Annotated in this window: 22 protein-coding genes and 5 tRNA genes; 20 read left to right on the top strand and 7 right to left on the bottom strand. The window is 72.0% G+C overall.

Annotation, left to right across the window (positions count from 1 at the left end; translation table 11 throughout):
* Nucleotides 1-2: 2 nt before the first annotated feature.
* A complete protein-coding gene (locus LUZ64_RS31025) occupies nucleotides 3-3,884 on the bottom strand; it encodes a sensor histidine kinase (protein ID WP_095582300.1) in 3,882 nt (1,293 codons plus the stop codon).
* 485 nt (nucleotides 3,885-4,369) lie between these two features.
* On the opposite strand from LUZ64_RS31025, the gene LUZ64_RS31020 reads away from it, so the two are divergent.
* The 10 genes from LUZ64_RS31020 (at nucleotide 4,370) to LUZ64_RS30975 (ending at nucleotide 9,741) form a co-directional block, all read left to right on the top strand.
* Nucleotides 4,370-4,582, top strand: coding sequence for a hypothetical protein (locus tag LUZ64_RS31020; RefSeq protein WP_095582299.1), 213 nt, complete (start codon nucleotides 4,370-4,372; stop codon nucleotides 4,580-4,582).
* Between the two features lie 114 nt (nucleotides 4,583-4,696).
* On the top strand, nucleotides 4,697-5,479 hold the full coding sequence (locus LUZ64_RS31015; RefSeq protein WP_095581154.1) for a fumarylacetoacetate hydrolase family protein: 783 nt from the start codon (nucleotides 4,697-4,699) through the stop codon (nucleotides 5,477-5,479).
* Nucleotides 5,472-6,947 (top strand): glutamate--tRNA ligase, encoded by a 1,476-nt coding sequence (gltX, locus tag LUZ64_RS31010; protein ID WP_095581153.1) that lies wholly within the window; start codon nucleotides 5,472-5,474, stop codon nucleotides 6,945-6,947. The genes LUZ64_RS31015 and gltX overlap by 8 nt, the downstream gene beginning before the upstream one ends.
* Nucleotides 6,948-7,230: 283 nt before the next feature.
* Nucleotides 7,231-7,302, top strand: a tRNA-Gln gene (locus tag LUZ64_RS31005).
* Nucleotides 7,303-7,373: 71 nt separating this feature from the next.
* A tRNA-Glu gene (locus LUZ64_RS31000) sits at nucleotides 7,374-7,446 on the top strand.
* A 62-nt stretch (nucleotides 7,447-7,508) separates the two neighbouring features.
* Nucleotides 7,509-7,581 (top strand) — tRNA-Glu (locus LUZ64_RS30995).
* Nucleotides 7,582-7,594: 13 nt separating this feature from the next.
* Nucleotides 7,595-7,666 (top strand) — tRNA-Gln (locus LUZ64_RS30990).
* A gap of 31 nt (nucleotides 7,667-7,697) precedes the next feature.
* Nucleotides 7,698-7,770 (top strand) — tRNA-Glu (locus LUZ64_RS30985).
* Between the two features lie 86 nt (nucleotides 7,771-7,856).
* Nucleotides 7,857-8,750, top strand: coding sequence for an MEDS domain-containing protein (locus tag LUZ64_RS30980; RefSeq protein WP_095581152.1), 894 nt, complete (start codon nucleotides 7,857-7,859; stop codon nucleotides 8,748-8,750).
* Nucleotides 8,740-9,741: an anti-sigma factor RsbA family regulatory protein gene (locus LUZ64_RS30975; RefSeq protein WP_095581151.1), complete on the top strand. Its 1,002-nt coding sequence runs from the start codon at nucleotides 8,740-8,742 to the stop codon at nucleotides 9,739-9,741. The genes LUZ64_RS30980 and LUZ64_RS30975 overlap by 11 nt, the downstream gene beginning before the upstream one ends.
* A 153-nt stretch (nucleotides 9,742-9,894) precedes the next feature.
* Here the strand turns inward: LUZ64_RS30975 and LUZ64_RS30970 are convergent, their stop codons facing one another.
* The gene (locus LUZ64_RS30970; protein ID WP_211305006.1) at nucleotides 9,895-10,533 is read right to left on the bottom strand and encodes a MerR family transcriptional regulator; all 639 of its coding nucleotides are present in this window, start codon (nucleotides 10,531-10,533) and stop codon (nucleotides 9,895-9,897) included.
* A 78-nt stretch (nucleotides 10,534-10,611) separates the two neighbouring features.
* Between LUZ64_RS30970 and LUZ64_RS30965 the strand changes: the two genes are divergently transcribed.
* Nucleotides 10,612-11,124, top strand: a complete 513-nt coding sequence (locus LUZ64_RS30965; protein WP_095581149.1) for a DUF4188 domain-containing protein — start codon at nucleotides 10,612-10,614, stop codon at nucleotides 11,122-11,124.
* 225 nt (nucleotides 11,125-11,349) lie between these two features.
* On the opposite strand, the gene ndgR is transcribed toward LUZ64_RS30965, so the two are convergent.
* The gene (ndgR, locus tag LUZ64_RS30960; RefSeq protein WP_087926089.1) at nucleotides 11,350-12,078 is read right to left on the bottom strand and encodes an IclR family transcriptional regulator NdgR; all 729 of its coding nucleotides are present in this window, start codon (nucleotides 12,076-12,078) and stop codon (nucleotides 11,350-11,352) included.
* A gap of 130 nt (nucleotides 12,079-12,208) precedes the next feature.
* Between ndgR and leuC the strand changes: the two genes are divergently transcribed.
* The 4 genes from leuC to LUZ64_RS30940 all read left to right on the top strand — a co-directional run bounded on the left by leuC (nucleotide 12,209) and on the right by LUZ64_RS30940 (nucleotide 15,526).
* Nucleotides 12,209-13,651: a 3-isopropylmalate dehydratase large subunit gene (gene leuC, locus LUZ64_RS30955; RefSeq protein WP_095581148.1), complete on the top strand. Its 1,443-nt coding sequence runs from the start codon at nucleotides 12,209-12,211 to the stop codon at nucleotides 13,649-13,651.
* Nucleotides 13,652-13,657: 6 nt separating this feature from the next.
* Nucleotides 13,658-14,263, top strand: coding sequence for a 3-isopropylmalate dehydratase small subunit (gene leuD / locus LUZ64_RS30950; RefSeq protein WP_095581147.1), 606 nt, complete (start codon nucleotides 13,658-13,660; stop codon nucleotides 14,261-14,263).
* Nucleotides 14,264-14,432: 169 nt separating this feature from the next.
* Nucleotides 14,433-14,678 carry an SCO5555 family protein gene (locus LUZ64_RS30945; protein ID WP_095581146.1) on the top strand — a complete coding sequence of 82 codons (246 nt, stop codon included), beginning with the start codon at nucleotides 14,433-14,435 and terminating at the stop codon, nucleotides 14,676-14,678.
* A gap of 125 nt (nucleotides 14,679-14,803) precedes the next feature.
* Complete coding sequence (locus LUZ64_RS30940; RefSeq protein WP_087926085.1) at nucleotides 14,804-15,526, top strand: HU family DNA-binding protein; 723 nt, start codon at nucleotides 14,804-14,806, stop codon at nucleotides 15,524-15,526.
* Nucleotides 15,527-15,768: 242 nt separating this feature from the next.
* On the opposite strand, the gene LUZ64_RS30935 is transcribed toward LUZ64_RS30940, so the two are convergent.
* Nucleotides 15,769-15,972: a hypothetical protein gene (locus tag LUZ64_RS30935; RefSeq protein ID WP_095581145.1), complete on the bottom strand. Its 204-nt coding sequence runs from the start codon at nucleotides 15,970-15,972 to the stop codon at nucleotides 15,769-15,771.
* Between the two features lie 10 nt (nucleotides 15,973-15,982).
* Nucleotides 15,983-16,657 (bottom strand): 2-phospho-L-lactate guanylyltransferase, encoded by a 675-nt coding sequence (gene cofC, locus LUZ64_RS30930; RefSeq protein WP_248289000.1) that lies wholly within the window; start codon nucleotides 16,655-16,657, stop codon nucleotides 15,983-15,985.
* 139 nt (nucleotides 16,658-16,796) lie between these two features.
* On the opposite strand from cofC, the gene LUZ64_RS30925 reads away from it, so the two are divergent.
* Genes LUZ64_RS30925 through LUZ64_RS30915 form a run of 3 tightly spaced genes read left to right on the top strand, consistent with a single transcriptional unit; the run spans nucleotide 16,797 to nucleotide 19,796 of the window.
* Nucleotides 16,797-17,615 (top strand): lysophospholipid acyltransferase family protein, encoded by an 819-nt coding sequence (locus tag LUZ64_RS30925; protein ID WP_095581143.1) that lies wholly within the window; start codon nucleotides 16,797-16,799, stop codon nucleotides 17,613-17,615.
* The gene (locus LUZ64_RS30920; RefSeq protein ID WP_095581142.1) at nucleotides 17,612-18,613 is read left to right on the top strand and encodes an NAD(P)H-dependent glycerol-3-phosphate dehydrogenase; all 1,002 of its coding nucleotides are present in this window, start codon (nucleotides 17,612-17,614) and stop codon (nucleotides 18,611-18,613) included. The genes LUZ64_RS30925 and LUZ64_RS30920 overlap by 4 nt, the downstream gene beginning before the upstream one ends.
* Before the next feature lie 34 nt (nucleotides 18,614-18,647).
* Nucleotides 18,648-19,796 carry a D-alanine--D-alanine ligase family protein gene (locus LUZ64_RS30915; RefSeq protein ID WP_095581141.1) on the top strand — a complete coding sequence of 383 codons (1,149 nt, stop codon included), beginning with the start codon at nucleotides 18,648-18,650 and terminating at the stop codon, nucleotides 19,794-19,796.
* Here the strand turns inward: LUZ64_RS30915 and LUZ64_RS30910 are convergent.
* Nucleotides 19,793-20,293, bottom strand: coding sequence for a DUF3515 domain-containing protein (locus LUZ64_RS30910; protein ID WP_095581140.1), 501 nt, complete (start codon nucleotides 20,291-20,293; stop codon nucleotides 19,793-19,795). The genes LUZ64_RS30915 and LUZ64_RS30910 overlap by 4 nt on opposite strands.
* A gap of 20 nt (nucleotides 20,294-20,313) precedes the next feature.
* Nucleotides 20,314-20,547 carry an Lrp/AsnC family transcriptional regulator gene (locus LUZ64_RS30905; protein WP_087926078.1) on the bottom strand — a complete coding sequence of 78 codons (234 nt, stop codon included), beginning with the start codon at nucleotides 20,545-20,547 and terminating at the stop codon, nucleotides 20,314-20,316.
* Nucleotides 20,548-20,684: 137 nt separating this feature from the next.
* Here LUZ64_RS30905 and LUZ64_RS30900 point away from each other — a divergent pair, with 137 nt between their 5' ends.
* Together LUZ64_RS30900 and thiD are read left to right on the top strand one after the other, a co-directional pair.
* Nucleotides 20,685-21,683: a thiamine-phosphate kinase gene (locus LUZ64_RS30900; protein WP_095581139.1), complete on the top strand. Its 999-nt coding sequence runs from the start codon at nucleotides 20,685-20,687 to the stop codon at nucleotides 21,681-21,683.
* A 10-nt stretch (nucleotides 21,684-21,693) separates the two neighbouring features.
* On the top strand, nucleotides 21,694-22,527 hold the full coding sequence (gene thiD / locus LUZ64_RS30895; RefSeq protein WP_095581138.1) for a bifunctional hydroxymethylpyrimidine kinase/phosphomethylpyrimidine kinase: 834 nt from the start codon (nucleotides 21,694-21,696) through the stop codon (nucleotides 22,525-22,527).
* The last annotated feature ends 42 nt before the right edge of the window (nucleotides 22,528-22,569 follow it).

The raw sequence follows: 22,569 nt of genomic DNA, 5'->3' as shown, positions 1-22,569 counted from the left end.
AACTAACGCTCCTGCTGGTAAGTGGGGCCAAGGTTCTGATTACCGGTCGGGGTGTTGCCGGCCTGGCGTCCCTGCTGGATACCCCGGCGCAGGTTGGTCAGGCGACCGCGTACGTCGTCGGGCGCGCGCGAGACCTGCGGACCGACCGGGGTGGACTGCTGCTGCTCGGCGGTGCCGTCGACCAGGTTCGCACGCGGCACCCGCCGCGGCAGACCGGAGGAGGTGGTACCGCCCGCCGCCGGCTCCCGGACCTGCTCGGCCCGGCGCCAGCGCTCGTCATTGGTGGTGTCACGCCAGGCGTCCTGCGCGCCCTGCGGGGCCGGGGCGGCCTCGGGGGTCTGCGCGGCCTGGGCGTCGCCCAGGGGCTGGCGGGACTCACGGCGCGGCAGCCGCTGCGGCATACCGGCCGACCGCTCCGGAGCCGCGGCCTCGCCCGCCGCGCCCCGGAACCAGTGGGACTCCATCTCGTCGAAGAGCGGCGTCCGCGCGTCACCGGCACCGGTGACGGCGTCGGTACCGGCCGCCGGCGGCTGGGCCGGAGCCTGCTGACCGTTCCGGGCGTCCTGGCCCGGCCGGCCCTCGGGCAGCGCGAAGCGGCCGGTGCCGGTACGGGTCGGGCGCGGCTCGCGCGGGGCGGCGTCGGCCGTCGGCCAGTCGTCGGCCGGGGCCTGCGGGGCCGCGGCCGGCCGCGCGAACTGACCGGTGTCACCCGGGCCGTCGGGGCGGGCGAACCCGCCGGTGTCGCCGCTCGGGAGCGCGAACCGGCCGGTCGTCTCGGCGGCGTCGGGCTGCGCGAACTGGCCGGTGGTGCTGTTCGGCTGTGCGAACTGGCCGGTGTCACCCGGGCCGTCCGGGCGGGGGAACCGGCCCGTGGTGCTCTCGGGCTGCGCGAACTGACCCGTGGTGCTGTTGGGCTGTGCGAACTGGCCGGTGTCGCCGGGACCGTCGGGGCGGGCGAACTGGCCCGTGGTGCTGTTCGGCTGTGCGAACTGACCCGTGTCGCCGGGACCGTCCGGTCGCGCGAACTGACCCGTGGAGCCGCCGGGCAGCTCGAACTGACCGGTGCCGCCGGGGCCGTCGGGCCGGGCGTACTCGCCGGACGTGCTGCTGCGCGGCTCGGGCTCGGACGAGGCCGGGAGCGCGGGGAACTGAGCGGTGTCGCCACCGCCCCGCGGCGCCTCGGCCGGCCGGGCGAACCCGCCGGTGGACTCCGGATCCTCGTGACCGCGCGGGGTGTCCTGCGCGGCACGCGGGGCCGGGTCGGCCGCCGGCCAGTCGTCGGCCGGGGCCTTCGGGGCCGCCGGAGGCTGCTGGTTGCCCCAGCTCGGGGCCGGGCGGCCCGCCATCTCGGAGGCGGGGCCGTTGCCGCGGCGCTTGGGCATCTTCGGGCGGCGGACGCCCTCGGACGGCGGCGGCACGGAGGCCGGACCGCCGGCACCGCGCGTCGGCAGCGAGGGACGGCCGTCGGCGCCCGGGGCGCCCTTGGCGTCCGCGGCACCGCGCGGCGGCGCGTCGAAGAGGCTGCCGCCGGAACCGGCACCCGGCTCGGGCCGGGACGCCGGGGCCGGACGCGTCGGCAGACCGGCCTCCGTCATACCCGGGCGGCCGGGCAGCGCGGGGCGCGGACCGGAGGCGGGCGCCGCCGGACGGCGCGGCGTGGAGCCGCCGCCCATGAGGCCGACGCCGGGGCCGGACGACGACATGGCGCCGGGCATCCCACTGGACATGCCGGCACCGGGCATACCGCCCTGCGGCGCGGCGCCGCCCATCGGGGTCGCGCCCGCGGCACCGGGCATCGGCCGCTTGCCGCCCTGGGCGACGTCGACCGGAAGCATGACGAGCGCGGTCGTACCGCCCGAGTCGGACGGGCGGAGCTGGATGCGGATGCCGTGTCGCAGGGACAGGCGGCCGACCACGAAGAGGCCCATGCGGCGCGAGACCGAGACGTCCACGGTGGGCGGGGAGGCCAGCCGCTCGTTGATCGCCGCGAGGTCCTCCGGCGAGAGGCCGATACCGGTGTCGTGGATCTCGACCAGCACCCGCCCGTCGGGCAGCGCGTGACCGGTGACCTTGACCTTGGTCTGCGGGGAGGAGAACGAGGTCGCGTTCTCCAGCAGCTCGGCGAGGAGGTGCACGAGGTCGTTGACCACACGGCCGGCGACCTCTGTCGGCGGCACACCGGACAGCTCGATGCGCTCGTACTGCTCCACCTCGGACGCGGCGGCGCGGAGCACGTCGACGAGCGGCACGGGCCGGGTCCACCGGCGGCCGGGCTCCTCACCCGCGAGGACGAGGAGGTTCTCACCGTTACGGCGCATACGCGTCGCGAGGTGGTCGAGACGGAACAGCGAGGAGAGCTGGTCGGGGTCGGCCTCGCGGCTCTCGAGCTCGGAGATGAGCGAGAGCTGACGCTGGATGAGGCCCTGGCTGCGGCGCGAGAGGTTGGTGAACATCGCGTTGACGTTGCCTCGCAGCAGCGCCTGCTCGGCGGCGAGGCGGACCGCCTCGCGGTGCACGTCGTCGAAGGCCGCGGCCACCTTGCCGATCTCGTCACGGCTGTGCACACCGACGGACTCGACCGTGGTGTCGACGTCCTGCGGGTCGGTCTCGGACAGCTGCTTGACGAGCTCGGGCAGACGTTCCTGGGCGACGCGCTGGGCGGTGCGCTGCAGACGGTGCAGCGAGCGCACCATCGAGCGGGCCACGACGAAGGCGCCGATGAGGGAGATACCGAGGACCAGGATGATCAGGACACCGTTGAGGATCGCGTCCTGCTGCGCCTCGTCACGCAGCTCGCGGGCCTTCTGGTCCATCTGGCTGAGCAGGGTCTGCTCGATCTTCGACATCTCGTTGAGCTTGACGGTCGACTGGTCGGACCAGTCCATCCACGACGGCGCGTCGTTCTTGAGACCGTCGGTCTTGCCGAAGACGCGGTCGGCGAAGGTGTTCGCCGCGGTGATGTCGGAGATGCCGCCGTTGAGCGAGAGCAGCAGCTGCTTGGCGTCGCCGGAGCGGATGGCCGTGAAGCGCTTGATCGCTTCGATCTCCGCGCCCAGCGCCTCCTGGCCGTACTGGCTGTCGTTCGGGGAGAGCCGGGGGCCGCCCTTCGCGGCGAGGGCCGCGGTGATCACGGCGCGCTGGATGGACGCGTACTCCTTGGCGGCGGAGAACGTGGCCAGCGCGCGGGTGCTGGTGATCATTTCGCTGCTGCTGGTGGCCTGCGCCATGTCCTGCGAGAGCGAGAGCAGCGAGTTGATGAGGCCGTCGTAGTTGTTGACGGTCTGCGCGATGTAGTCGCGGTCCTTGTAGGCGGTCTTGCGGACCTCGTCGATCTTCCGCAGCTGCCGGGAGATGTCGACCAGCGTGGTCTGCACACCGACCATCGTGGTGTCGGTCGGCTTCACGTCCTTGGTGGCCTCGGTGAAGGCCTTGATCTCCCGGTCGGACTTCTGCCGGGTCGCCACGACGCGGTCGTCCGAGGGGCCGTAGCCGGCGGCCAGCGGGCCTGCCGAGCGGTCGCGCTCCTCCTGGAGGGCGCTGGCGAGCGCGGTGGCCCGACCGGTCATCTCCGTGAGGAGCTTCATGTGGTCGAGCTGGTCGATGTTGTCGAGCGAGCTGTCGATACGCAGGGCACCCAGCGTCGTCGCCGCGACGACGGGGAGTGCCAGCAGGGAGACCAGTCGCGTGGAGATGCGCCAGTTGCGCAGGGCTATTCGCGCACCCGGCCCACCAGGACTTTTCGTCCTGTTCGCCTTGGTCTTGGACTTCGACCGTTCGGCGGACTCGCCGCCGGTCGGCGCGTCGGCGGACGTGCCGCGGTCGGTCGCACCGCGCGGCTCCGGCTCCGCCGCAGCGCTGCCATCCCTCTTGAAACGTCCCTGCACTAGCGTCGCAACCTCTGGACCAGGCGTCCCACCGGCTGAGCGGCGGGACGGTGTCGAGTCGTGGGGGGACCGCGGTTGCCCCCTGGCGGTCCGTGGAATTCCAGCACAGTGCCGGATCTCCCAACAAGGCCGGTGCATACCCATGGGGAGGGGGTGACGCTCAGTGCCGGGCATGGTCACTGGGCGTAGAGGACCAGAGCCCTTATATGGGACTTATTTGGACGAACCTCCTTGGGAAGCCGGTCGCCCGTCCGGTGTCCCAGTCTTCATGATCAGGAGCGGAATATCTGATTCAGTCCAGCGATGTCCGATTCGCGGAGGCCTGGAGAGCGACCGCTATGCGGCTTTTTTCGGCGCGCTCGTGAGTAAACTCACAAGCAACTCATGACTTCTCTCGCGGACGGGTGGGGATAGGCGCGCCTAGCCTGGTCCTTTACACAAGACGCGAGAACGACAGCGCGCACCCCGACACCGCGAGGCAGCAAGTGCAGACCACGAAGACGACGAAGACGGCGAAGAACAAGGCGAAGGCGCTCCGCAAGACCGCCAACCCGCGCCGTACGACGCTCGCGCACCTCAAGGACGCGGAGGCGCTGCGCCCCGCCGCCCGGGAGCACGCCACGGAGCTGCCCCAGGTCACGGCCAACCCCCGGCGCACCGTGCTGATGACCGCCCCCGTGGTCACCCCCCTCGACTGAGCCCCCCTTCCGGCCGCCCCCGGCCGGAAACCGCGGCGCACGGGCCGCGCACGCCCCCCGCGATAGCCTGAGGTGTCAGACTCCGGCCGGATCAGATAGGGGCAAAAGCTTCCCGTGCGCATCGCCAGGTTCTCCATCGACGGCAACGTCGCCTTCGGCGTCGTGGAAGGGGACGCCTCCACAGAAGGCGGCCCCCTCCTCGACATCATCAAGGGTCACCCCTTCGCCGAATTCGAGCGCTCGGGGCAGAAGATCCCGCTGAGCAAGGTGCGGTTGTTGCCGCCCGTCCTGCCCAACAAGGTCGTCGCCATCGGCCGCAACTACGCCGAGCACGCCGCGGAGCTGGGCAACGAGGTCCCCGCGGCCCCCGTCACCTTCTTCAAGCCGTCCACCGCGGTCGTCGGTCCCGGCGACCCCATCGCGTACCCCTCCTTCTCCGAAGAGGTGCACCACGAGGCCGAGCTGGCCGTGGTCATCGGACGGATGTGCCGCGAGGTCCCCCGCGAGCGGGTGAAGGACGTCATCCTCGGCTACACCTGCGCCAACGACGTCACCGCGCGTGACATCCAGCGCAGCGAGCAGCAGTGGGCCCGCGCCAAGGGCTTCGACAGCTCCTGCCCCCTCGGCCCCTGGGTGGAGACCGAGCTCGACCCGAGCGACCTCGGGATCATGTGCACGGTCAACGGCGAACAGCGCCAGCTGGGCCGCACGAGCGAGATGGTGCGTTCCATCGAGGACCTGATCGTCCACATCACCGAGGCGATGACGCTGCTCCCCGGCGACGTCGTCCTCACCGGCACCCCGGCCGGCGTCGGACCCCTGAACGTCGGCGACGAGGTCGCCGTCACCATCGAAGGCATCGGCACTCTCACCAATAAGGTGATCAAGCGTGGCTAGCGCAACTCCCGTACGCGTACGTTTCTGTCCCTCGCCGACCGGCAACCCCCATGTGGGTCTGGTCCGCACCGCCCTCTTCAACTGGGCGTTCGCCCGCCACCACGGCGGCACCCTGGTCTTCCGCATCGAGGACACCGACGCGGCCCGCGACTCCGAGGAGTCGTACGAGCAGCTCCTGGACTCCATGCGCTGGCTGGGCTTCGACTGGGACGAGGGCCCCGAGATCGGCGGCCCGCACGCCCCGTACCGCCAGTCGCAGCGCATGGACGTCTACCAGGACGTCGCGCGGAAGCTGCTGGAGGCCGGCCACGCCTACCACTGCTACTGCACCGCCGCGGAGCTCGAGGAGCGCCGTGACGCCGCCCGAGCCGCCGGCAAGCCGTCCGGCTACGACGGCAAGTGCCGGGTCGTGTCCCCCGAGCAGCGGGCGGCCTACGAGGCCGAGGGCCGTGCCTCGATCGTCCGCTTCCGGATGCCCGACGAGACGATCACCTTCACGGACCTGGTCCGCGGTGAGCTGACCTTCACCCCGGAGAACGTTCCGGACTACGGCATCGTCCGGGCCAACGGCGCGCCCCTCTACACGCTCGTCAACCCCGTCGACGACGCCCTGATGGAGATCACGCACGTGCTGCGCGGCGAGGACCTGCTGTCCTCCACCCCGCGCCAGATCGCGCTCTACAAGGCGCTGATCGAGCTGGGCGTCGCCAAGGAGATCCCGGCCTTCGGGCACCTCCCGTACGTCATGGGCGAGGGCAACAAGAAGCTCTCCAAGCGTGACCCGCAGGCGTCGCTGAACCTCTACCGCGAGCGCGGCTTCCTCCCGGAGGGCCTGCTCAACTACCTCTCCCTGCTCGGCTGGTCCTTCTCCGCCGACCAGGACGTCTTCACCATCCCCGAGATGGTCGCCAAGTTCGACCTCGCGGACGTGAACGCCAACCCGGCCCGCTTCGACCTGAAGAAGGCCGAGTCGATCAACGCCGACCACATCCGCCTGCTGGACGCGAAGGCGTTCGCCGACGCCTGCGCGCCCTGGCTCCGGGCCCCGCACGCCAACTGGGCGCCCGAGGCCTTCGACCAGGCCGCCTGGGAGGCGATCGCCCCGTACGCCCAGACCCGCGTCACGGTCCTCTCCGACATCACCGCCAACGTCGACTTCCTCTTCCTCGACGAGCCGGTGGAGGACGAGGCTTCCTGGGCCAAGGCGATGAAGGAGGGCTCGGACGCGCTGCTGCGCACCGCCCGGGCCAAGCTGGCGGCCGCCGACTGGAACGCCGACGCCATCAAGGCGGCGGTCGTCGAGGCGGGCGAGGAGCACGGCCTGAAGCTCGGCAAGGCCCAGGCCCCGGTCCGGGTGGCCGTCACCGGCCGTACGGTCGGTCTGCCGCTGTTCGAGTCCCTGGAGATCCTGGGGCGCGAGCGCACCCTGGCCCGCGTGGACGCGGCCCTGGCGAAGCTCACGGCCTGATGTCCGGCCTCTGACGCCCTTGTGGGGCCCGGCAGCCTCTCCAGGCCGCCGGGCCCCACGCGTATGCCCAGGGCCTGTTCAGGGGCTGCTACGGGCCGTTCGGGGCCGTTCGGGACCGGTTCAGGTGGCCGTCGGCGGTGCCCGGGCGGCGGTGGCGGGTTATCGGTTTTGGAGCCCCGACCACCTTCGGGTAATGTTCTTCCTGCGCCGCCCGAGAGGGCCGAGAGGCCGGAACGGACGGAGCAAGCCCGAGCAAGACCCCTTCAAAAGGGTCGAGTTCTGGTGGGGTATGGTGTAATTGGCAGCACGAGGGTTTCTGGTTCCCTTAGTCTAGGTTCGAGTCCTGGTACCCCAGCAAAAGAAATTCACTCGGATTTCTTTTGATAAAGTAGGAAACGCAGTAACAAGCAGTAAAGCGCAGTGCGAGCCCCCGTTGTGTAGCGGCCTAGCACGCCGCCCTCTCAAGGCGGTAGCGCCGGTTCGAATCCGGTCGGGGGTACAGATCCTGAATCCGTCACCATCCAGGTAATCACTGGAGGCGACGACGAATGGATCGCTAGGGCCCCCGTTGTGTAGCGGCCTAGCACGCCGCCCTCTCAAGGCGGTAGCGCCGGTTCGAATCCGGTCGGGGGTACTGGTAGTCACCATGGGATATGGTGTAATTGGCAGCACGAGGGTTTCTGGTTCCCTTAGTCTAGGTTCGAGTCCTGGTATCCCAGCGCAGAGAGCAATAGCTCTGCAAGCAAGCTAGCCCCCGTTGTGTAGCGGCCTAGCACGCCGCCCTCTCAAGGCGGTAGCGCCGGTTCGAATCCGGTCGGGGGTACAAGCGAAGAAATGCCTTCCGCAGCAGCGGGGGGCATTTTTTCATGCGGCCTTCCGCCCGCCGGTGCCTGCCCCGATAATCCACGCATGGTCCCTCCTCACGGCGTGCACCGCCGGGTCCACGTCGGTGATCTCCGGCCCGGCGACCACGCGTGCCTGCTGTTCGCGTCGGACGAGGAGCGGACCTCGATCCTGCGCGGATTCGTCCTCGGGGGCCTTGACGCCGAGCACAAGATCCTTTATCTCGCGGGAGCGGACGGACCACCAGGTCCCCAGGCGCTCCTGGAGCAGTGCCGGCTCGCCGGACTGCCCGGCGGCCTGGCCGGGCAGCTGGAGGTCCTCGGACCCGCCGAGCTCGGCTCGGGACAGGGCGAGTTGGACCCCGCCGCGTTACTCGGCCGGCTGCGGGACGCCGCCGACCGCTCCCGGAGCGAGGGCTACCGCGCGCTGCGGGTCACCGGAGATCTGTGCGCCGTCCTGCGCGACGGGCCGGACCTCTCCCGGCTGCTGCGCTACGAGACCCTGCTGGCCACCGAGTTCAGCTCCGGCCGGACGCTCGCGGTGTGCCAGTACGACATCCGGCGCTGCGATCCCACGGCCCTGGACGCCTTCACCTCGGCCCACCTCAGGAGTGTGGAAGTGGACCCGCTCGTCCGCACGGCCGAACTGACCGTCGTCCGCACCTACAGCCCGCCAGGTCTGCGGATCGAAGGCGTGGTCGACGCCGACTCCCACCGCCGGGTCAGGGACGCCCTGCGCTCCGTCGCCTCCGTGCGCGGCGACGTCCGCCTGGAGATGTCCCGGGTGGAATTCCTGGACCTCGCGGGGCTGCGGCTGCTGATGACCTTCGCCAGGGCCCGCGCCGCCCGCCACTGCACGGTCGAACTGACCGGGCTGCCACCGCACCTCCTGCACGTCATCACGCTCATCGGCTGGGACCGCACCCCGGGCCTCCGGCTGGGGGCCGCGCATGCCTGCTGACCACGCCGACGGGCCCGCGCCCGCACCAGGACGCGCCCGGGGCTTCGTCCACCACGCCTGTCTCTACGGCAGCGACGAGGACTTCCTCGCGACGGCGCTGCCGTTCGTCCGGGCCGGGCTGGAGGCGGAGGAGCCCGTCCTGGCCGCGACCACGCCGGCCAACATCGACCTGCTGCGGCAGGCCCTGGGGGAGCGCGCGTACGCCCTCGACACCGCCGAGACCGCGTATTTCGGCCGGCGGCCCGTCGAGCGGGTCTCCGCTTTCCTCCGGTACCACGACCGCCGCGCCCGGCCGGGCCGCCGGATGCGGATGATCGCCGAGCCGCTCTGGGGCGGCCGGTCCGAGCGGCAGATCGCCGAGTGGCAGCGGATGGAGTCCGGGCTCAACGTCCTGCTGGCCGCGCTGCCCGTGTGGATGATCTGCCCGTACGACACCCGCGTGGTCTCCCCGGCCGTGGCGGAGGCCGCCTGCGCGACCCACCCGGCGCGGCTGGAGGGCGAACGGCTGACGCCCTGCGCGGCCTACACGGACCCCGGTACCTACGCCGAGGCCGTCCGGCCCGCGCCGGTCACCGCGCCGCCCACGGCCGTCGTGGCCGGTCCGGCCGGCCGGGTCGCGGAGGTGCGCCGGTTCGCCCGGGAGCGGGCCGCCGCCGCGGGGCTGACCGGCGAGCGGCTGTCCCTGGCCGAGCTGGCGGTCTGCGAGGCCGCGAACCACCTGTTGAGCGCCGAGGGCGCCCATGTGGGGCTGAGAGCCTGGGAGGAGCCGGGGGCAGTGCTGTACGAGCTGACGCGCCCGGATCCGGCGGGTGCCCCCGTGCCGCCCTTCGCCGGTTTCCGGCCGCCGGAGCCGCCCGGCGGCGCCCCGGGCGCCGAGGACGGCCTCTGGCTCGCCCGCAGTCTCAGCGAGTGGCTGGACGTGCGGACGGCGGGCCCGGCGACGCTGATCACCCTGCGTGTCGCGGGCCCGCGGGACGCCGAGCGTCTCTGAGCGCCGGGGAGTCCCCCGGCGCGCGTGGGCGCGGGGGAGCTCAAGAGGTGCGGGAGCCGGACGCGCGTGGGCGCGGGGAGCTCGTGGGGTGCCGGGTGCCGGGTGCCGGGCGCCCGGCCCGTCGCCGGGCTTCCGTGAGCGGCGTCCGTTACGTCAGAGGAAGCGGCGGGCGGACTCCTCCGCGTGCGCCAGCCGGCGCAGGCTCAGCAGCACCGGCTCGTAGAGCACGGTCAGCACGACGGCCGCCTCGATCTGCTCCGTCCGGGTCTTCTCCCGCTCCACGAGGTCGAGGTCGCTGACGGCCAGCCGCTCCGCCAGCCGCCCGTACGGCAGCAGCTGCTCCACGTCGCCGGGGTAGCCGAGGCGGACGAGCGCGGCGACGGCGGCGATCAGCGCCCGGTGGGCGGGGGAGGGCTCGTCCAGGCCACGCTCGAACGGCCAGTCGAGCCGGCGCAGCAGCTCCGCCACCGAACGGCGGGCGGTCTCCGTGGCCGGGTCGTCCGCGGCGGGCTCGGGGCCGAGCGGCAGGGCCAGCGTCGCCGCGCCGAGCCGCTCGTGGTGGTCCAGCGACTCGTCCTCGGCGGCGGCGATCACCTCGCGGGCGGTGGCCACCGGCACCTTGCCGATCTGGATCAGCGCCCGTGCCAGCCGCAGCCGGCGCAGGTGGTCCTCGCCGTACTCGGACTGCGTGGCGGAGATCCTGCGGCCGGGCTGGAGGAGGCCCTCGCGCAGGTAGTACTTGATCGTCGCGGTGGACACCCCGCTGCGTTCGCTCAACTCCGCCAGTCGCATCCTCTTGCGTCCCTTGTTAGGTAGTGTCACTATCCAAGCATGGATAGCGCCGCTATCCAATATGGATCGGGGATTCTCATGGGCGCTACGGAACCGGTCGCCGAACGGGTCACGGCACAGACCGAGGACGGTGTGGTCGTCTTCCTCATCGGGATGCGGATCAACAGGTGGCGGGCGGTCCGGCACTGGCTGCCCGCCTTCCTCGCCATGCCGCGCATGGTCCAGGAGCTGCGGCGCGACAAGGACAGCGGGCTGCTGGCCGCCCGGCGGCTCAGCGGCGGGCCGCGGGTCTTCACGATGATCCAGTACTGGGAGTCGCGCGAGAAGCTCCTCGCGTACGCCTCGGCCGCCGACAAGGAGCACCGCCCCGCGTGGGCGGCGTTCAACCGCCGCGCGCGGGGCGCCAGGGGCCTGGTGGGGATCTGGCACGAGACGTTCGTCGTCCCGGCGAGCTCAGTCGAGTCCCTCTACTCCGGCATGCCGGTGGAGGGTCTCGGCGAGGCGTTCGGCGTCGAACCCGTGGGGCGGCGCGGCGAGCGCGCCGCCGAGCGGTTCGGACACGGCACCGTAAGGGTCGAGGCCGCGTCGTAGGGGGGGTGGCGCCCGTAAGGGCTGAGGCGGCCCGGCGGGGGCCCGAGCGCACTGCGCTCGTAAAGACTGAGGCGGCACGGTCGGGGAGAAGCGGCGCGCCGTAAGGGTCGAGAGCGGCACGGTGCGTGCCGGGGCGGTGCGTCGTCAGGGCCGAAGTGGCGCACCGTAAGGCCGAGGGGAAGCCACCCGGGCGTGGCCGGGCGACTTCCCGTCTGCCGTCTGCCGTCAGCCGTTGCGGCGCAGCGCCTCGCTGAGCCGCACGGCCGCGTCGATGACCGCCTGGGCGTGCATCCGGCCCGGGTGGCGGGTCAGGCGCTCGATCGGTCCGGAGACCGAGACGGCCGCCACGACCCGGTTGGACGGGCCGCGCACCGGCGCCGAGACCGAGGCCACGCCCGGCTCCCGCTCGCCGATCGACTGGGCCCAGCCCCGGCGCCGTACGCCCGAGAGCGCGGTCGCCGTGAAGCGCGCGCCCTGGAGGCCGCGGTGCAGCCGCTCCGGCTCCTCCCAGGCCATCAGCACCTGTGCCGCGGAGCCGGCCTTCATCGGCAGCGTGGAGCCGACCGGCACGGTGTCCCGCAGTCCGGACAGCCGCTCCGCCGCGGCCACGCAGATGCGCATGTCGCCCTGCCTGCGGTAGAGCTGCGCGCTCTCGCCCGTCACGTCCCGCAGGTGGGTGAGCACCGGGCCCGCCGTGGCCAGCAGGCGGTCCTCGCCGGCCGCCGCGGCCAGCTCGCTCAGCCGCGGGCCGAGGATGAAACGGCCCTGCATGTCACGCGCCACCATCCGGTGGTGCTCCAGCGCGACCGCGAGCCGGTGCGCCGTGGGGCGCGCCAGCCCGGTCGCCGTGACCAGCCCGGCCAGTGTGGCCGGACCGGACTCCAGAGCGCTGAGAACCAGAGCCGCCTTGTCGAGAACGCCCACACCGCTCGAGGCGCCACCAGAGTTGTCCATGAAACGATACTTGCGTCTCACACTGTGAAACGCAAGTTCAAATTCTCCGGAGACGCGCCAACCTGGGAAGCACAGCACCCCACAGGCACGACTACTTGGTCCGGCGACGGCGCCGGCCGGAGGGACAGCGATGGGACGGACACTCGCGGAGAAGGTCTGGGACGACCACGTCGTCACGCGCGCCGAAGGCGAGCCCGACCTCCTCTTCATCGACCTGCACCTGCTCCACGAGGTGACCAGCCCGCAGGCCTTCGACGGCCTGCGCAAGGCCGGCCGCGCGGTCCGCCGACTGGACCTCACCATCGCCACCGAGGACCACAACACCCCCACCCTCGACATCGACAAGCCCATCGCGGACCCCGTCTCCCGCACCCAGCTGGAGACCCTGCGCCGCAATTGCGCCGAGTTCGGCGTGCGGCTGCACCCGCTGGGCGACGTCGAGCAGGGCGTTGTCCACGTGGTGGGACCGCAGCTGGGACTGACCCAGCCCGGCACCACCGTGGTCTGCGGCGACAGCCACACCTCCACGCACGGCGCGTTCGGCGCGCTGGCCTTCGGCATCGGCACCAGCCAGGTCGAGCACGTGCTCGCCACCCAGACGCTGCCGCTGGCCCCCTTCAGGACCATGGCCGTCACCGTGGAGGGTGAACTGCCCGAGGGCGTCACCGCCAAGGACCTGATCCTCGCCGTCATCGCCCGGATCGGCACCGGCGGCGGTCAGGGTTACGTCATCGAGTACCGCGGCTCCGCCATCGAGAAGCTCTCGATGGAGGCCCGGATGACCGTCTGCAACATGTCCATCGAGGCGGGCGCCCGGGCCGGCATGATCGCCCCCGACGAGACCACCTTCGCCTATCTGAAGGGCCGCCCCCACGCCCCCGCGGGCGACGACTGGGACGCCGCGGTCGCCTACTGGCGGACCCTGCGCACCGACGACGACGCCGTCTTCGACCACGAGGTCGTCATCGACGCCGCCGGGCTCTCCCCGTTCGTCACCTGGGGCACCAATCCGGGCCAGGGCGCGCCGCTGTCGGCGGCCGTTCCCGACCCCGCCTCGTACTCCGACCCGTCGGACCGCTTCGCCGCCGAAAAAGCCCTGGAATACATGGGGTTGACGGCGGGTCAGGCGCTGCGCGACGTCACTGTGGACACCGTTTTCGTGGGCTCCTGCACCAACGGCCGCATCGAGGACCTGCGCGCCGCGGCGGCCGTCCTCGACGGCCGCCGGATCGCCGACGGAGTCCGGATGCTGGTCGTCCCCGGCTCCGTGCGGGTGGGGCTCCAGGCCGTCGAGGAGGGGCTGGACAAGGTGTTCACCGCGGCCGGCGCCGAGTGGCGGCACGCGGGCTGCTCGATGTGCCTGGGCATGAACCCCGACCAACTCGCGCCGGGGGAGAGGTGCGCGTCGACCTCCAACCGCAACTTCGAGGGCAGGCAGGGGAAGGGCGGCCGGACCCATCTGGTCTCGCCGCAGGTCGCCGCCGCCACCGCCGTACTGGGCCATCTGGCCTCCCCGGCCGACCTCGCCGGCCGGACCGGCGCGTCCGACGTCCGCACCCCCGTGGAGGCCTGAGCAGTCATGGAAGCATTCACCACGCACACCGGCCGTGCCGTACCGCTGCGCCGCGGCAATGTCGACACCGACCAGATCATCCCGGCGCACTGGCTGAAGAAGGTCACCCGCGACGGCTTCGAGGACGGGCTCTTCGAGGCCTGGCGCAAGGACCCGGAGTTCGTCCTGAACCGTCCGGAGCGGGCCGGTGCCTCGGTTCTGGTCGCCGGACCCGACTTCGGTACGGGCTCCTCCCGCGAGCACGCGGTGTGGGCGCTCCAGAACTACGGCTTCCGGGCCGTGGTCTCCTCCCGCTTCGCCGACATCTTCCGGGGCAACTCGCTCAAGAACGGACTGCTGACCGTCGTCCTGCCCCAGGAGACCGTCGAGGCCCTCTGGAGGCTGACCGAGACCGACCCGGCCGCCGAGGTGACCGTGGACCTCGTCGGGCGGCAGGTCCGGGCCGAGGGCATCACGGCCGATTTCGCCCTTGACGAGAACGCCCGGTGGCGGCTGCTGGAGGGGCTGGACGACATCGGCCTGACCCTGCGGCACGCCGACGACATCACCGCCTACGAGGCCCGCCGGCCCTCCTTCAAGCCCTCCACCACCCCCCTCGGGGCCCAGTTCTGACACGGATTTCCGGCAGTTTCCAGGAGCTCCGGGCAACCGGTCGGGGACCCGGATTTTCGCTGCTCACCCAGGGTTTGACATGATGCGCCCCCTGTCTTCGGACAGGGGGCGCATCGCTCTGTTGAGGCCCTGTGAAGCGACAACTCGCCTCAGATGGCACAATCGGTGCATGGAACGCGACAGCCAACTCGAGCTTTACCGGCTCGTCGCCGACCGACTCAAGGAAGCGCACACAAGGGTGCGCGCACTGCAAGTCCCGGAGGGCGTACGGATGGCGCTGTCCCGGAAGCTGCTGGCCATCACGGCCGCGGCAAAGCACGATCTCTCAGGCGCGGCAATGCGTCTGGACCGGCTGATGAACGACCTCGACGAGGGCCGTTTCCCCGAAGAGCCCGACCGTGACGGAACTCCGTGATGGTCGAGTTCGTTGCGGCACAAGGGTGATTAGACCGTTTCGTGTTTGATTTGCGGTATATATCTGCCTAACGTGCGAAAAGGCTGGAACGCATTCGTTCCAGCAATGTCTCCGAAGGGGAAGACGTGAACAAGGCGCAGCTCGTTGAAGCGATTGCCGACAAGCTCGGCGGCCGTCAGCAGGCCGCAGACGCCGTCGACGCGGTGCTCGACGCGATCGTCCGTGCGGTTGTCGCCGGCGACCGGGTCTCGGTCACCGGCTTCGGCTCGTTCGAGAAGGTCGACCGCCCGGCCCGTTACGCCCGCAACCCGCAGACGGGTGAGCGCGTGCGGGTCAAGAAGACCTCGGTGCCGCGCTTCCGCGCGGGTCAGGGCTTCAAGGACCTGGTGAGCGGCTCGAAGAAGCTGCCGAAGAACGACGTCGCGGTGAAGAAGGCGCCCAAGGGCAGCCTTTCGGGCGGCACCAAGACCACCGCCAAGGCCGCGGCCAAGAAGGCCACCGCCAAGAAGGCCACGGCGAAGAAGGCCACCACGGCCACCACCGCCAAGAAGACCACGGCGAAGACCGCGGTCAAGAAGACCACGACGGCGGCCGCGAAGAAGGCCACCGCCACCACGAAGAAGGCCGCGGCGAAGAAGGCCACGCCGGCCAAGAAGACGACGGCCGCCGCCACCAAGGCCGCCGCCGCCAAGAAGGCCACGCCGGCCAAGAAGACCACGGCCACGGCGAAGAAGGCGACCGCCAAGAAGACGGCGCCCGCCGCCAAGAAGGCCACGGCGACCAAGGCTCCGGCGCGCAAGACCACCGCGCGCAAGACCACCGCCAAGAAGGCCGCCGCCAAGAAGTAAGGCAGCGGACGGCGTCACGCGCCGGGCCGGGCTCCCCTCGGGGAGCCCGGCCCGCGGTGTGTGGCCCGCCGTGGGCGCCCGCGCGGTCCCGTCCGGGGCCGGGGCGGGCCCTCGGCGTGTCCGGGGCGCCCCGGGACGGCCTCCGGCCGGTCCGGCGAGGCCCTGGAAGCGTCCGGGCCCGGGAAGGCCCGGCTCCCATGAGGGCCGGAGCGCGGTCCGGGCCGTCAGAAGGTTCCGGGCCCTCAGAAGGTCTGGAGCGTCACCAGCGTGATCCGGCGGCCCTCCGGGGCGTCCTCGAGGACGATCCGGACCCGCTGGCCGGGCCGCAGCAGGCGCAGCCCGCCCGCGTCGAAGGCCGCCGCGTCGAAGGGCACCGGGGTGCCGTCGTCCAGGAGGACGCTCCCGGAGCGGGTCTGAGGGTCGTAGGTGTACGCGGTGGCCTGCATACGGGGCAGCCTAGTCGGCCCCTACGACACCGGGGGTCAGCAGCCCGTCGGCCGCGGCCGACGTCCGCGGCCCCACACCCAGCGCCAGGGCCGCCCGCAAATCCTCCGCCGTGTCCACGTCCCGGCGCACCGAATCCACGCCGATCAGCTCGATCTCATGGGCCCCCGAAGCGCGGTGACGGGCGCGCGAACGTCCCTCGAACGCCGGAGCCAATTCCATTCCCGGGGCCGCCGCCAGCAGCGTCGTCCCGATTCCCGCCGCGTCGGCGAGAAATGCCCGGGGGAATTCGGTGGCCGAATCGAGCACCCGGCCGAGTTCCACCGGGCGCAGCGCCGGCAGATCCGCGTTGAGCGTCGCCACCGCCGTGCGCGGGGCCCGTTCCCGCACCAGTCGCGCACCGTGCGCGAGGGCGCCGTTCAGCCCTCCCGCGCCCGGCGGCTCGGGCGCGATCCGCGCGCCGAGCGCCTCCAGCCGGGCCCCCGCCACCGGGTCGTCAGTGACGACCACCACATCCCCCACGGTCCGACAAGCCAGTGCCGCGGCCACCGTGTCCAGCGCGAACGCCAGCGCGAGCGCGGGCCGTGGTGCCGGCCCGGTCCCCGCGGCGAGTCGGCTCTTGGCCAGTGCCAGCGGCTTCAGCGGCACCACCAGGGTCCAGACCACATCCGCCCCCTCTCTTCGCATCAGCCACATTGTCACCCGCTGCCGCAGCCGCCCGGGGAGCGCGGGGTTACGGTGTTCTCGACAGACCGGGTACCTGGGGCGACACTTGTGCGGCCCCCGGGTTCATACAGCCCCCAGGTCCCAAGAGAAGGGTGTCCGAGTGTCCCGCCACAGAATCGGCTTCTGGTACCGCTTTACGGCGGTGTTGGCAAAACCGCCGCTCGTGGTTCTGTTCAAGCGGGACTGGCGAGGAATGGAGCACATTCCGGCCGACGGCGGTTTCATCACCGCGGTCAACCACAACTCCTATCTCGACCCGCTGTCGTACGCCCACTTCCAGTACAACACCGGGCGCGTCCCGCGCTTCCTCGCCAAGGCCGCCCTGTTCAAGGGGGGCTTCGTCGGAACGATCCTGCGCGGCACGGGCCAGATCCCCGTCTACCGCGAGTCCACCGACGCCGCCACCGCCTTCCGGTCCGCCGTCGACGCCATCAACCGGGGCGAGTGCGTGGCCTTCTACCCCGAGGGCACCCTCACCCGGGACCCGGAGATGTGGCCCATGGAGGGCAAGACCGGCGCCGCCCGCGTCGCCCTCCTCACCAAGGCGCCCGTCATCCCGGTCGCCCAGTGGGGCGCCAACGAGGCCATGCCGCCGTACGCCAAGGAGAACAAGCTCCGGCTGTTCCCCCGCAAGACGCTCAGGGTGGTGGCGGGCCCGCCCGTCGACCTGTCCGCGTACTACGGCAAGGAACCGACGGCCGAGGTGCTGCGCGCGGCCACCGAGGACATCATGTCCGCCATCACCGCGCAGCTCGCCGAACTCCGCGGCGAGCCCGCCCCCGCCGCGCCCTACAACCCGCGGAAGGCGCTGGCCGAGGCCCGCCGCAAGGCCCGCGAGGAGAAGCGGGCGGCGGAGGCGGCGGAAACGGCACAGCGGCCGGCGGGCGGCGAAGAGCGGGAAGAGGGGGACGGCAAGTGACGAAGTGCGCCGTGTACGGCACCGGCTCCTGGGGCACCGCCTTCGCGATGATCCTCGCCGACGCCGGCTGCGAGGTGACCATGTGGGGCCGCAGGGCGTCCCTCGTGGACGCCGTCAACACCACCCGCGTCAACCCCGACTACCTCCCGGGCATCGAGCTCCCGGCGGCCGTGCGGGCCACCACCGACCCCGCCGAGGCGGCCGAGGGAGCGGCGTTCACCGTGCTCGCGGTGCCCTCCCAGACGCTGCGCGGCAATCTCTCGGAGTGGGCCCCGCTGCTCCCCTCCGACACCGTGCTGGTCTCCCTGATGAAGGGCGTCGAGCTGGGCACGGCCAAGCGGATGAGCGAGGTCATCGAGGAGGTCGCCAAGGTCTCCCCGGACCGGGTCGCCGTCCTCACCGGCCCCAACCTCGCCAAGGAGATCGCCGACCGGCAGCCGGCCGCCGCCGTCGTCGCCTGCCGGGACGAGTCGGTGGCCAAGCGCCTCCAGGCCGCCTGCCACACCCCGTACTTCCGCCCGTACACCAACACCGACGTCGTCGGCTGCGAGCTGGGCGGCGCCGTGAAGAACGTCATCGCGCTCGCCGTGGGCATCGCCGACGGCATGGGCCTGGGCGACAACGCCAAGGCGTCCCTCATCACCCGGGGGCTCGCCGAGACGACCCGGCTGGGCCTCGCGATGGGCGCCGACGCGCACACCTTCGCCGGTCTCGCGGGCATGGGCGACCTCGTCGCGACCTGTTCCTCGCCGCTCTCCCGGAACCACACCTTCGGCACCAACCTCGGCCGCGGGATGACCCTGGCCGAGACCATCGCGGTCACCAAGCAGACCGCCGAGGGTGTCAAGTCCTGTGAGTCGGTGCTGGATCTGGCCCGCCGGCACGACGTCGACATGCCGATCACGGAGACCGTGGTGGAGATCGTCCACGAGGGGAAGCCGCCGCTGGTGGCCCTCAAGGAGCTGATGTCGCGCAGCGCCAAGCCGGAGCGGCACTGACCCACGCCGTACCACGAGGTAGTCTCGTCGCGATATGAGCAGCGAGACCTCCACCCAGAGCCCTGACCGGAAGCCGCGTGTCGCGGTCGTGTTCGGCGGCCGCAGTTCCGAACACGCGATCTCCGTCGTCACCGCCGGCGCCGTGCTGGCCGCCATAGACCGCACGAAGTACGACGTGCTGCCGATCGGCATCACCACCGACGGCCGTTGGGCGCTGACCGCCGACGACCCCGAGCGGATGGCCATCGCCGACCGCGCGCTGCCGAACGTCGAGCAGCTCGCCCAGTCGCCGGACGGCACCGTCGTCCTCCCGGTGGACCCCTCCAGCCGCGAGGTCGTCTACTCCGAGCCCGGCGCGGTGCCCAAGGCGCTGGGCGAGGTCGACGTGGTCTTCCCCGTGCTGCACGGCCCGTACGGCGAGGACGGCACCCTCCAGGGCCTGCTGGAGCTCTCCGGCATCCCCTACGTCGGCGCCGGCGTCCTCGCCTCCGCCGTCGGCCAGGACAAGGAGTACATGAAGCGCGTCTTCGTCTCCTTCGGCCTGCCCGTCGGCCCGTACGAGGTGATCCGCCCCCGCGAGTGGCAGGCCGACCCGGCCGCCGCCCGCAAGAAGATCGTGGACTTCGCCGGCGAGCACGGCTGGCCGCTCTTCGTGAAGCCCGCCCGCGGCGGTTCCTCCATGGGCATCACCAAGGTCGACGACCTCTCCGGCCTGGACGACGCCGTGGCCGAGGCCCGGCGCCACGACCCGAAGGTCATCGTCGAGTCGCTGCTGCGCGGCCGGGAGATCGAGTGCGGCGTCCTGGAGTTCGAGGACGGGCCGCGCGCGAGCGTCCCCGCCGAGATCCCCCCGGTCACCGCGCACGACTTCTACGACTTCGAGGCGAAGTACATCGACTCCGCCGCCGGCATCGTCCCCGCGCCGCTCACGCCCGAGGAGACCGCCGAGGTCCAGGAGCTGGCCGTCAAGGCGTTCGACGCGACCTCCTGCGAGGGCCTCGTCCGCGCGGACTTCTTCCTCACCGAGGACGGCGAGTTCGTCATCAACGAGATCAACACCATGCCGGGCTTCACGCCCATCTCGATGTACCCGCGCATGTGGCAGGAGAGCGGTGTCAGCTACCCGGAGCTGATCGACACCCTCGTCCAGGCGGCACTGCGCCGCTCCACGGGCCTGCGCTAGACGATCCCGATGGGGACGGTCCCGGCGACGGCGCCGGCGAGATCGGTGAGCGCACCGAGATCGCCGGCGTCGCCGGTGACCTTCTTCGGCAGGGTCACCTCGACGTACGCCTCACGGTGCACCGTGGTGCAGCGGACGCTGCCGTCCGACCGCCGCTCGGCCAGCCACTCCACGCCGTCGATCTCCACCGACGGCGCGTTGGGGTCGTAATGTGGGTTCCCCTCCGTGACGACCTCGGGCTTGGGGACTCCGCAGCGCAGCTCGATCGCGGGGCTTCCCCAGACGGCCGTGAAGTCCGAGACGGGGTCGGTGGTGCCCCGCCGGAGCTCGTTCACGGAATCGGGAAGCTTCGCGTGCAGTGCCCGGCAGAGCCCGGCGGCCCGCGCCGGTGGCGTGGGGACCGAGGGCCCCGCCGGACCGCCGGCCGACGAGCAGCCGGCGGCGCAGAGCACGAGGAGAGCGGGCAGGGCGAGCGACCGGCGGAGCGAGGACTTCACCGGCCGAGCATACGGGGGACCTAGAGATGGACGACCGGGCAGGTCAGGGTGCGGGTGATGCCCTCCACCGACTGGATCTTGGCGACCACCATGCGGCCGAGCGCGTCCACGGTGTCGGCCTGAGCGCGGACGATCACGTCGTACGGCCCGGTCACGTCCTCGGCCTGGATCACCCCCGCGATCTTTGCGATGACTTCGGCGACGGTCGACGCTTTGCCGACCTCGGTCTGGATCAGGATGTACGCCTGTACCACGGAACCTCCAGGGCGGCTACGAGGATCATGTGGGGAGAAGAGACGCCACGGTACCGCGTCGCCGTACGGCGCGGGGAGACCCGCGCTGCCTGCGCGGCGCGGCGCATGTCACAACCGATACTCCTAGGAGGAGCTCAGTGAAAGGCACCGTGGGCGAGTTGGGGGAGTTCGGGCTCATCAGAGAGCTGACCTCCCGGCTCACCACCACCCCTGCGGTCCGGCTCGGGCCGGGTGACGACGCCGCGGTGGTGGCTGCGCCCGACCGTAGGGTCGTGGCCAGTACGGACGTGCTCCTCGAGGGGCGGCACTTCCGCCGCGACTGGTCCACCGCGTACGACGTCGGCCGTAAGGCGGCCGCGCAGAACCTCGCGGACATCGCCGCGATGGGCGCGGTGCCCACCGCGATCCTGCTGGGCCTGGTCGTGCCCGCCGAACTCCCGGTCACCTGGCCGACCGAGCTGATGGACGGCATCCGGGACGAGTGCCAGGTCGCCGGCGCGGCCGTGGTCGGCGGCGACGTGGTGCGCGGTGACACCATCACCGTGGCCATCACGGCCCTGGGGGACCTGCGTAACCACGAGCCCGTCACCCGCTCCGGCGCCCAGCCGGGCGACGTGGTCGCGGTCACCGGCTGGCTCGGCTGGTCCGCGGCCGGGCACGCGGTCCTCGCCCGCGGCTTCCGCTCGCCGCGGGCCTTCGTCGAGGCCCACCGCCGCCCGGAGCCGCCGTACCACGCGGGCCCCGCGGCCGCCGGGCTCGGCGCGACGGCCATGACGGACATCAGCGACGGCCTGATCGCCGACCTCGGGCACATCGCCGAGGCCAGCAAGGTCCGGATCGACCTGCGGACGGCCGCGATCGACGTACCGACCCAGATGTCCGACATCGGACAGGCCGTCGGCGTCGACCCGCTCCAGTGGGTGCTGACCGGGGGAGAGGACCACGCCATCGTGGCGACCTTCCCGCCGGACGTGAAGCTGCCCGCGCGCTGGAAGGTCATCGGCGAGGTGGTCAACCCCTCCGCCCTGCCCCAGGTCACCGTCGACGGCGCGCCCTGGGACAAGGCCGGCGGCTGGGACCACTTCGGGGACGCCGAGCCCGAGGACCCCTCCGGAAGCGGCCGCCCCGCGGGGTAGATTCGGCCGCATGCCGATACCGAGCCTCCCCCTGGCACCGCCGGTGCCCCCGCGCGTGCTGACCGTCGCCGGATCCGACTCCGGCGGCGGTGCGGGCATCCAGGCCGACCTGAAGACCATGCTCGCGCTCGGCGTGCACGGGATGAGCGTGCTCACCGCCGTGACCGCCCAGAACTCGCGCGGGGTGCAGGGGGCCTGGCCGCTGCCCGCCGATGTGGTGCGGGCGCAGTTCCGCAGTGTCGTCGACGACATCGGGGTCCAGGCCGTCAAGACCGGAATGCTCGCCTCCGCCGAGCTGGTGGAGACCGTCGCCGGACTCCTCGCCGGAATCAAATCCTCCGGTGTCCCCGTGGTCGTCGACCCCGTCGGCATCTCCAAACACGGCGACCCGCTGCTCGACGCCTCGGCCCTGGACGCCGTCCGGCGCGAGCTGCTGCCCGCCGCGACCGTGGCCACCCCCAACCTCGACGAGGTCGCCTGGCTCACGGGCGTACGCGTGACTACCGAGGACGGCCTCCGCCGGGCGGCCGAGGCCCTGCTCGCCCACGGACCCGCCTGGGCGCTGATCAAGGGCGGGCACCTGCCCGGCGGGCACGACGCCGTGGACCTGCTGACCGACGGCGCCGAGGAACACTGGTTCCGGGCACCCCGTCACGACAACCGCCACACCCACGGCACCGGCTGCACGCTCGCCAGCGCCGTCGCCTCCGGGCTCGCCAAGGGCGGTACGGTCCCCGAAGCCGTGGCGGCGGCCAAGGAGTACGTCACCGGGGCCATCGCGGCGGGCTTCCCGCTGGGCGAGGGCATCGGCCCCGTCGACCACGGCTGGCGCTTCCGGGCCTGACCCCGCGCCGCGTACCCGGCACCACGGCGGCGGTCCCGCACC

Source organism: Streptomyces albireticuli, assembly GCF_021228125.1.
GTDB lineage: Bacteria > Actinomycetota > Actinomycetes > Streptomycetales > Streptomycetaceae > Streptomyces > Streptomyces albireticuli.
This window is presented reverse-complemented; position numbering and strand designations above follow the sequence as displayed.

Coding starts and splice junctions, on each gene's coding strand:
- LUZ64_RS30980 (WP_095581152.1), top strand. CDS start 7,857: ATGGTCCCTCCTCACGGCGTGCACCGCCGGGTCCACGTCGGTGATCTC.
- LUZ64_RS30975 (WP_095581151.1), top strand. CDS start 8,740: ATGCCTGCTGACCACGCCGACGGGCCCGCGCCCGCACCAGGACGCGCC.
- LUZ64_RS30970 (WP_211305006.1), bottom strand. CDS start 10,533: ATGCGACTGGCGGAGTTGAGCGAACGCAGCGGGGTGTCCACCGCGACG.
- LUZ64_RS30965 (WP_095581149.1), top strand. CDS start 10,612: ATGGGCGCTACGGAACCGGTCGCCGAACGGGTCACGGCACAGACCGAG.
- ndgR (WP_087926089.1), bottom strand. CDS start 12,078: ATGGACAACTCTGGTGGCGCCTCGAGCGGTGTGGGCGTTCTCGACAAG.
- leuC (WP_095581148.1), top strand. CDS start 12,209: ATGGGACGGACACTCGCGGAGAAGGTCTGGGACGACCACGTCGTCACG.
- leuD (WP_095581147.1), top strand. CDS start 13,658: ATGGAAGCATTCACCACGCACACCGGCCGTGCCGTACCGCTGCGCCGC.
- LUZ64_RS30945 (WP_095581146.1), top strand. CDS start 14,433: ATGGAACGCGACAGCCAACTCGAGCTTTACCGGCTCGTCGCCGACCGA.
- LUZ64_RS30935 (WP_095581145.1), bottom strand. CDS start 15,972: ATGCAGGCCACCGCGTACACCTACGACCCTCAGACCCGCTCCGGGAGC.
- cofC (WP_248289000.1), bottom strand. CDS start 16,657: ATGCGAAGAGAGGGGGCGGATGTGGTCTGGACCCTGGTGGTGCCGCTG.
- LUZ64_RS30915 (WP_095581141.1), top strand. CDS start 18,648: ATGAGCAGCGAGACCTCCACCCAGAGCCCTGACCGGAAGCCGCGTGTC.
- thiD (WP_095581138.1), top strand. CDS start 21,694: ATGCCGATACCGAGCCTCCCCCTGGCACCGCCGGTGCCCCCGCGCGTG.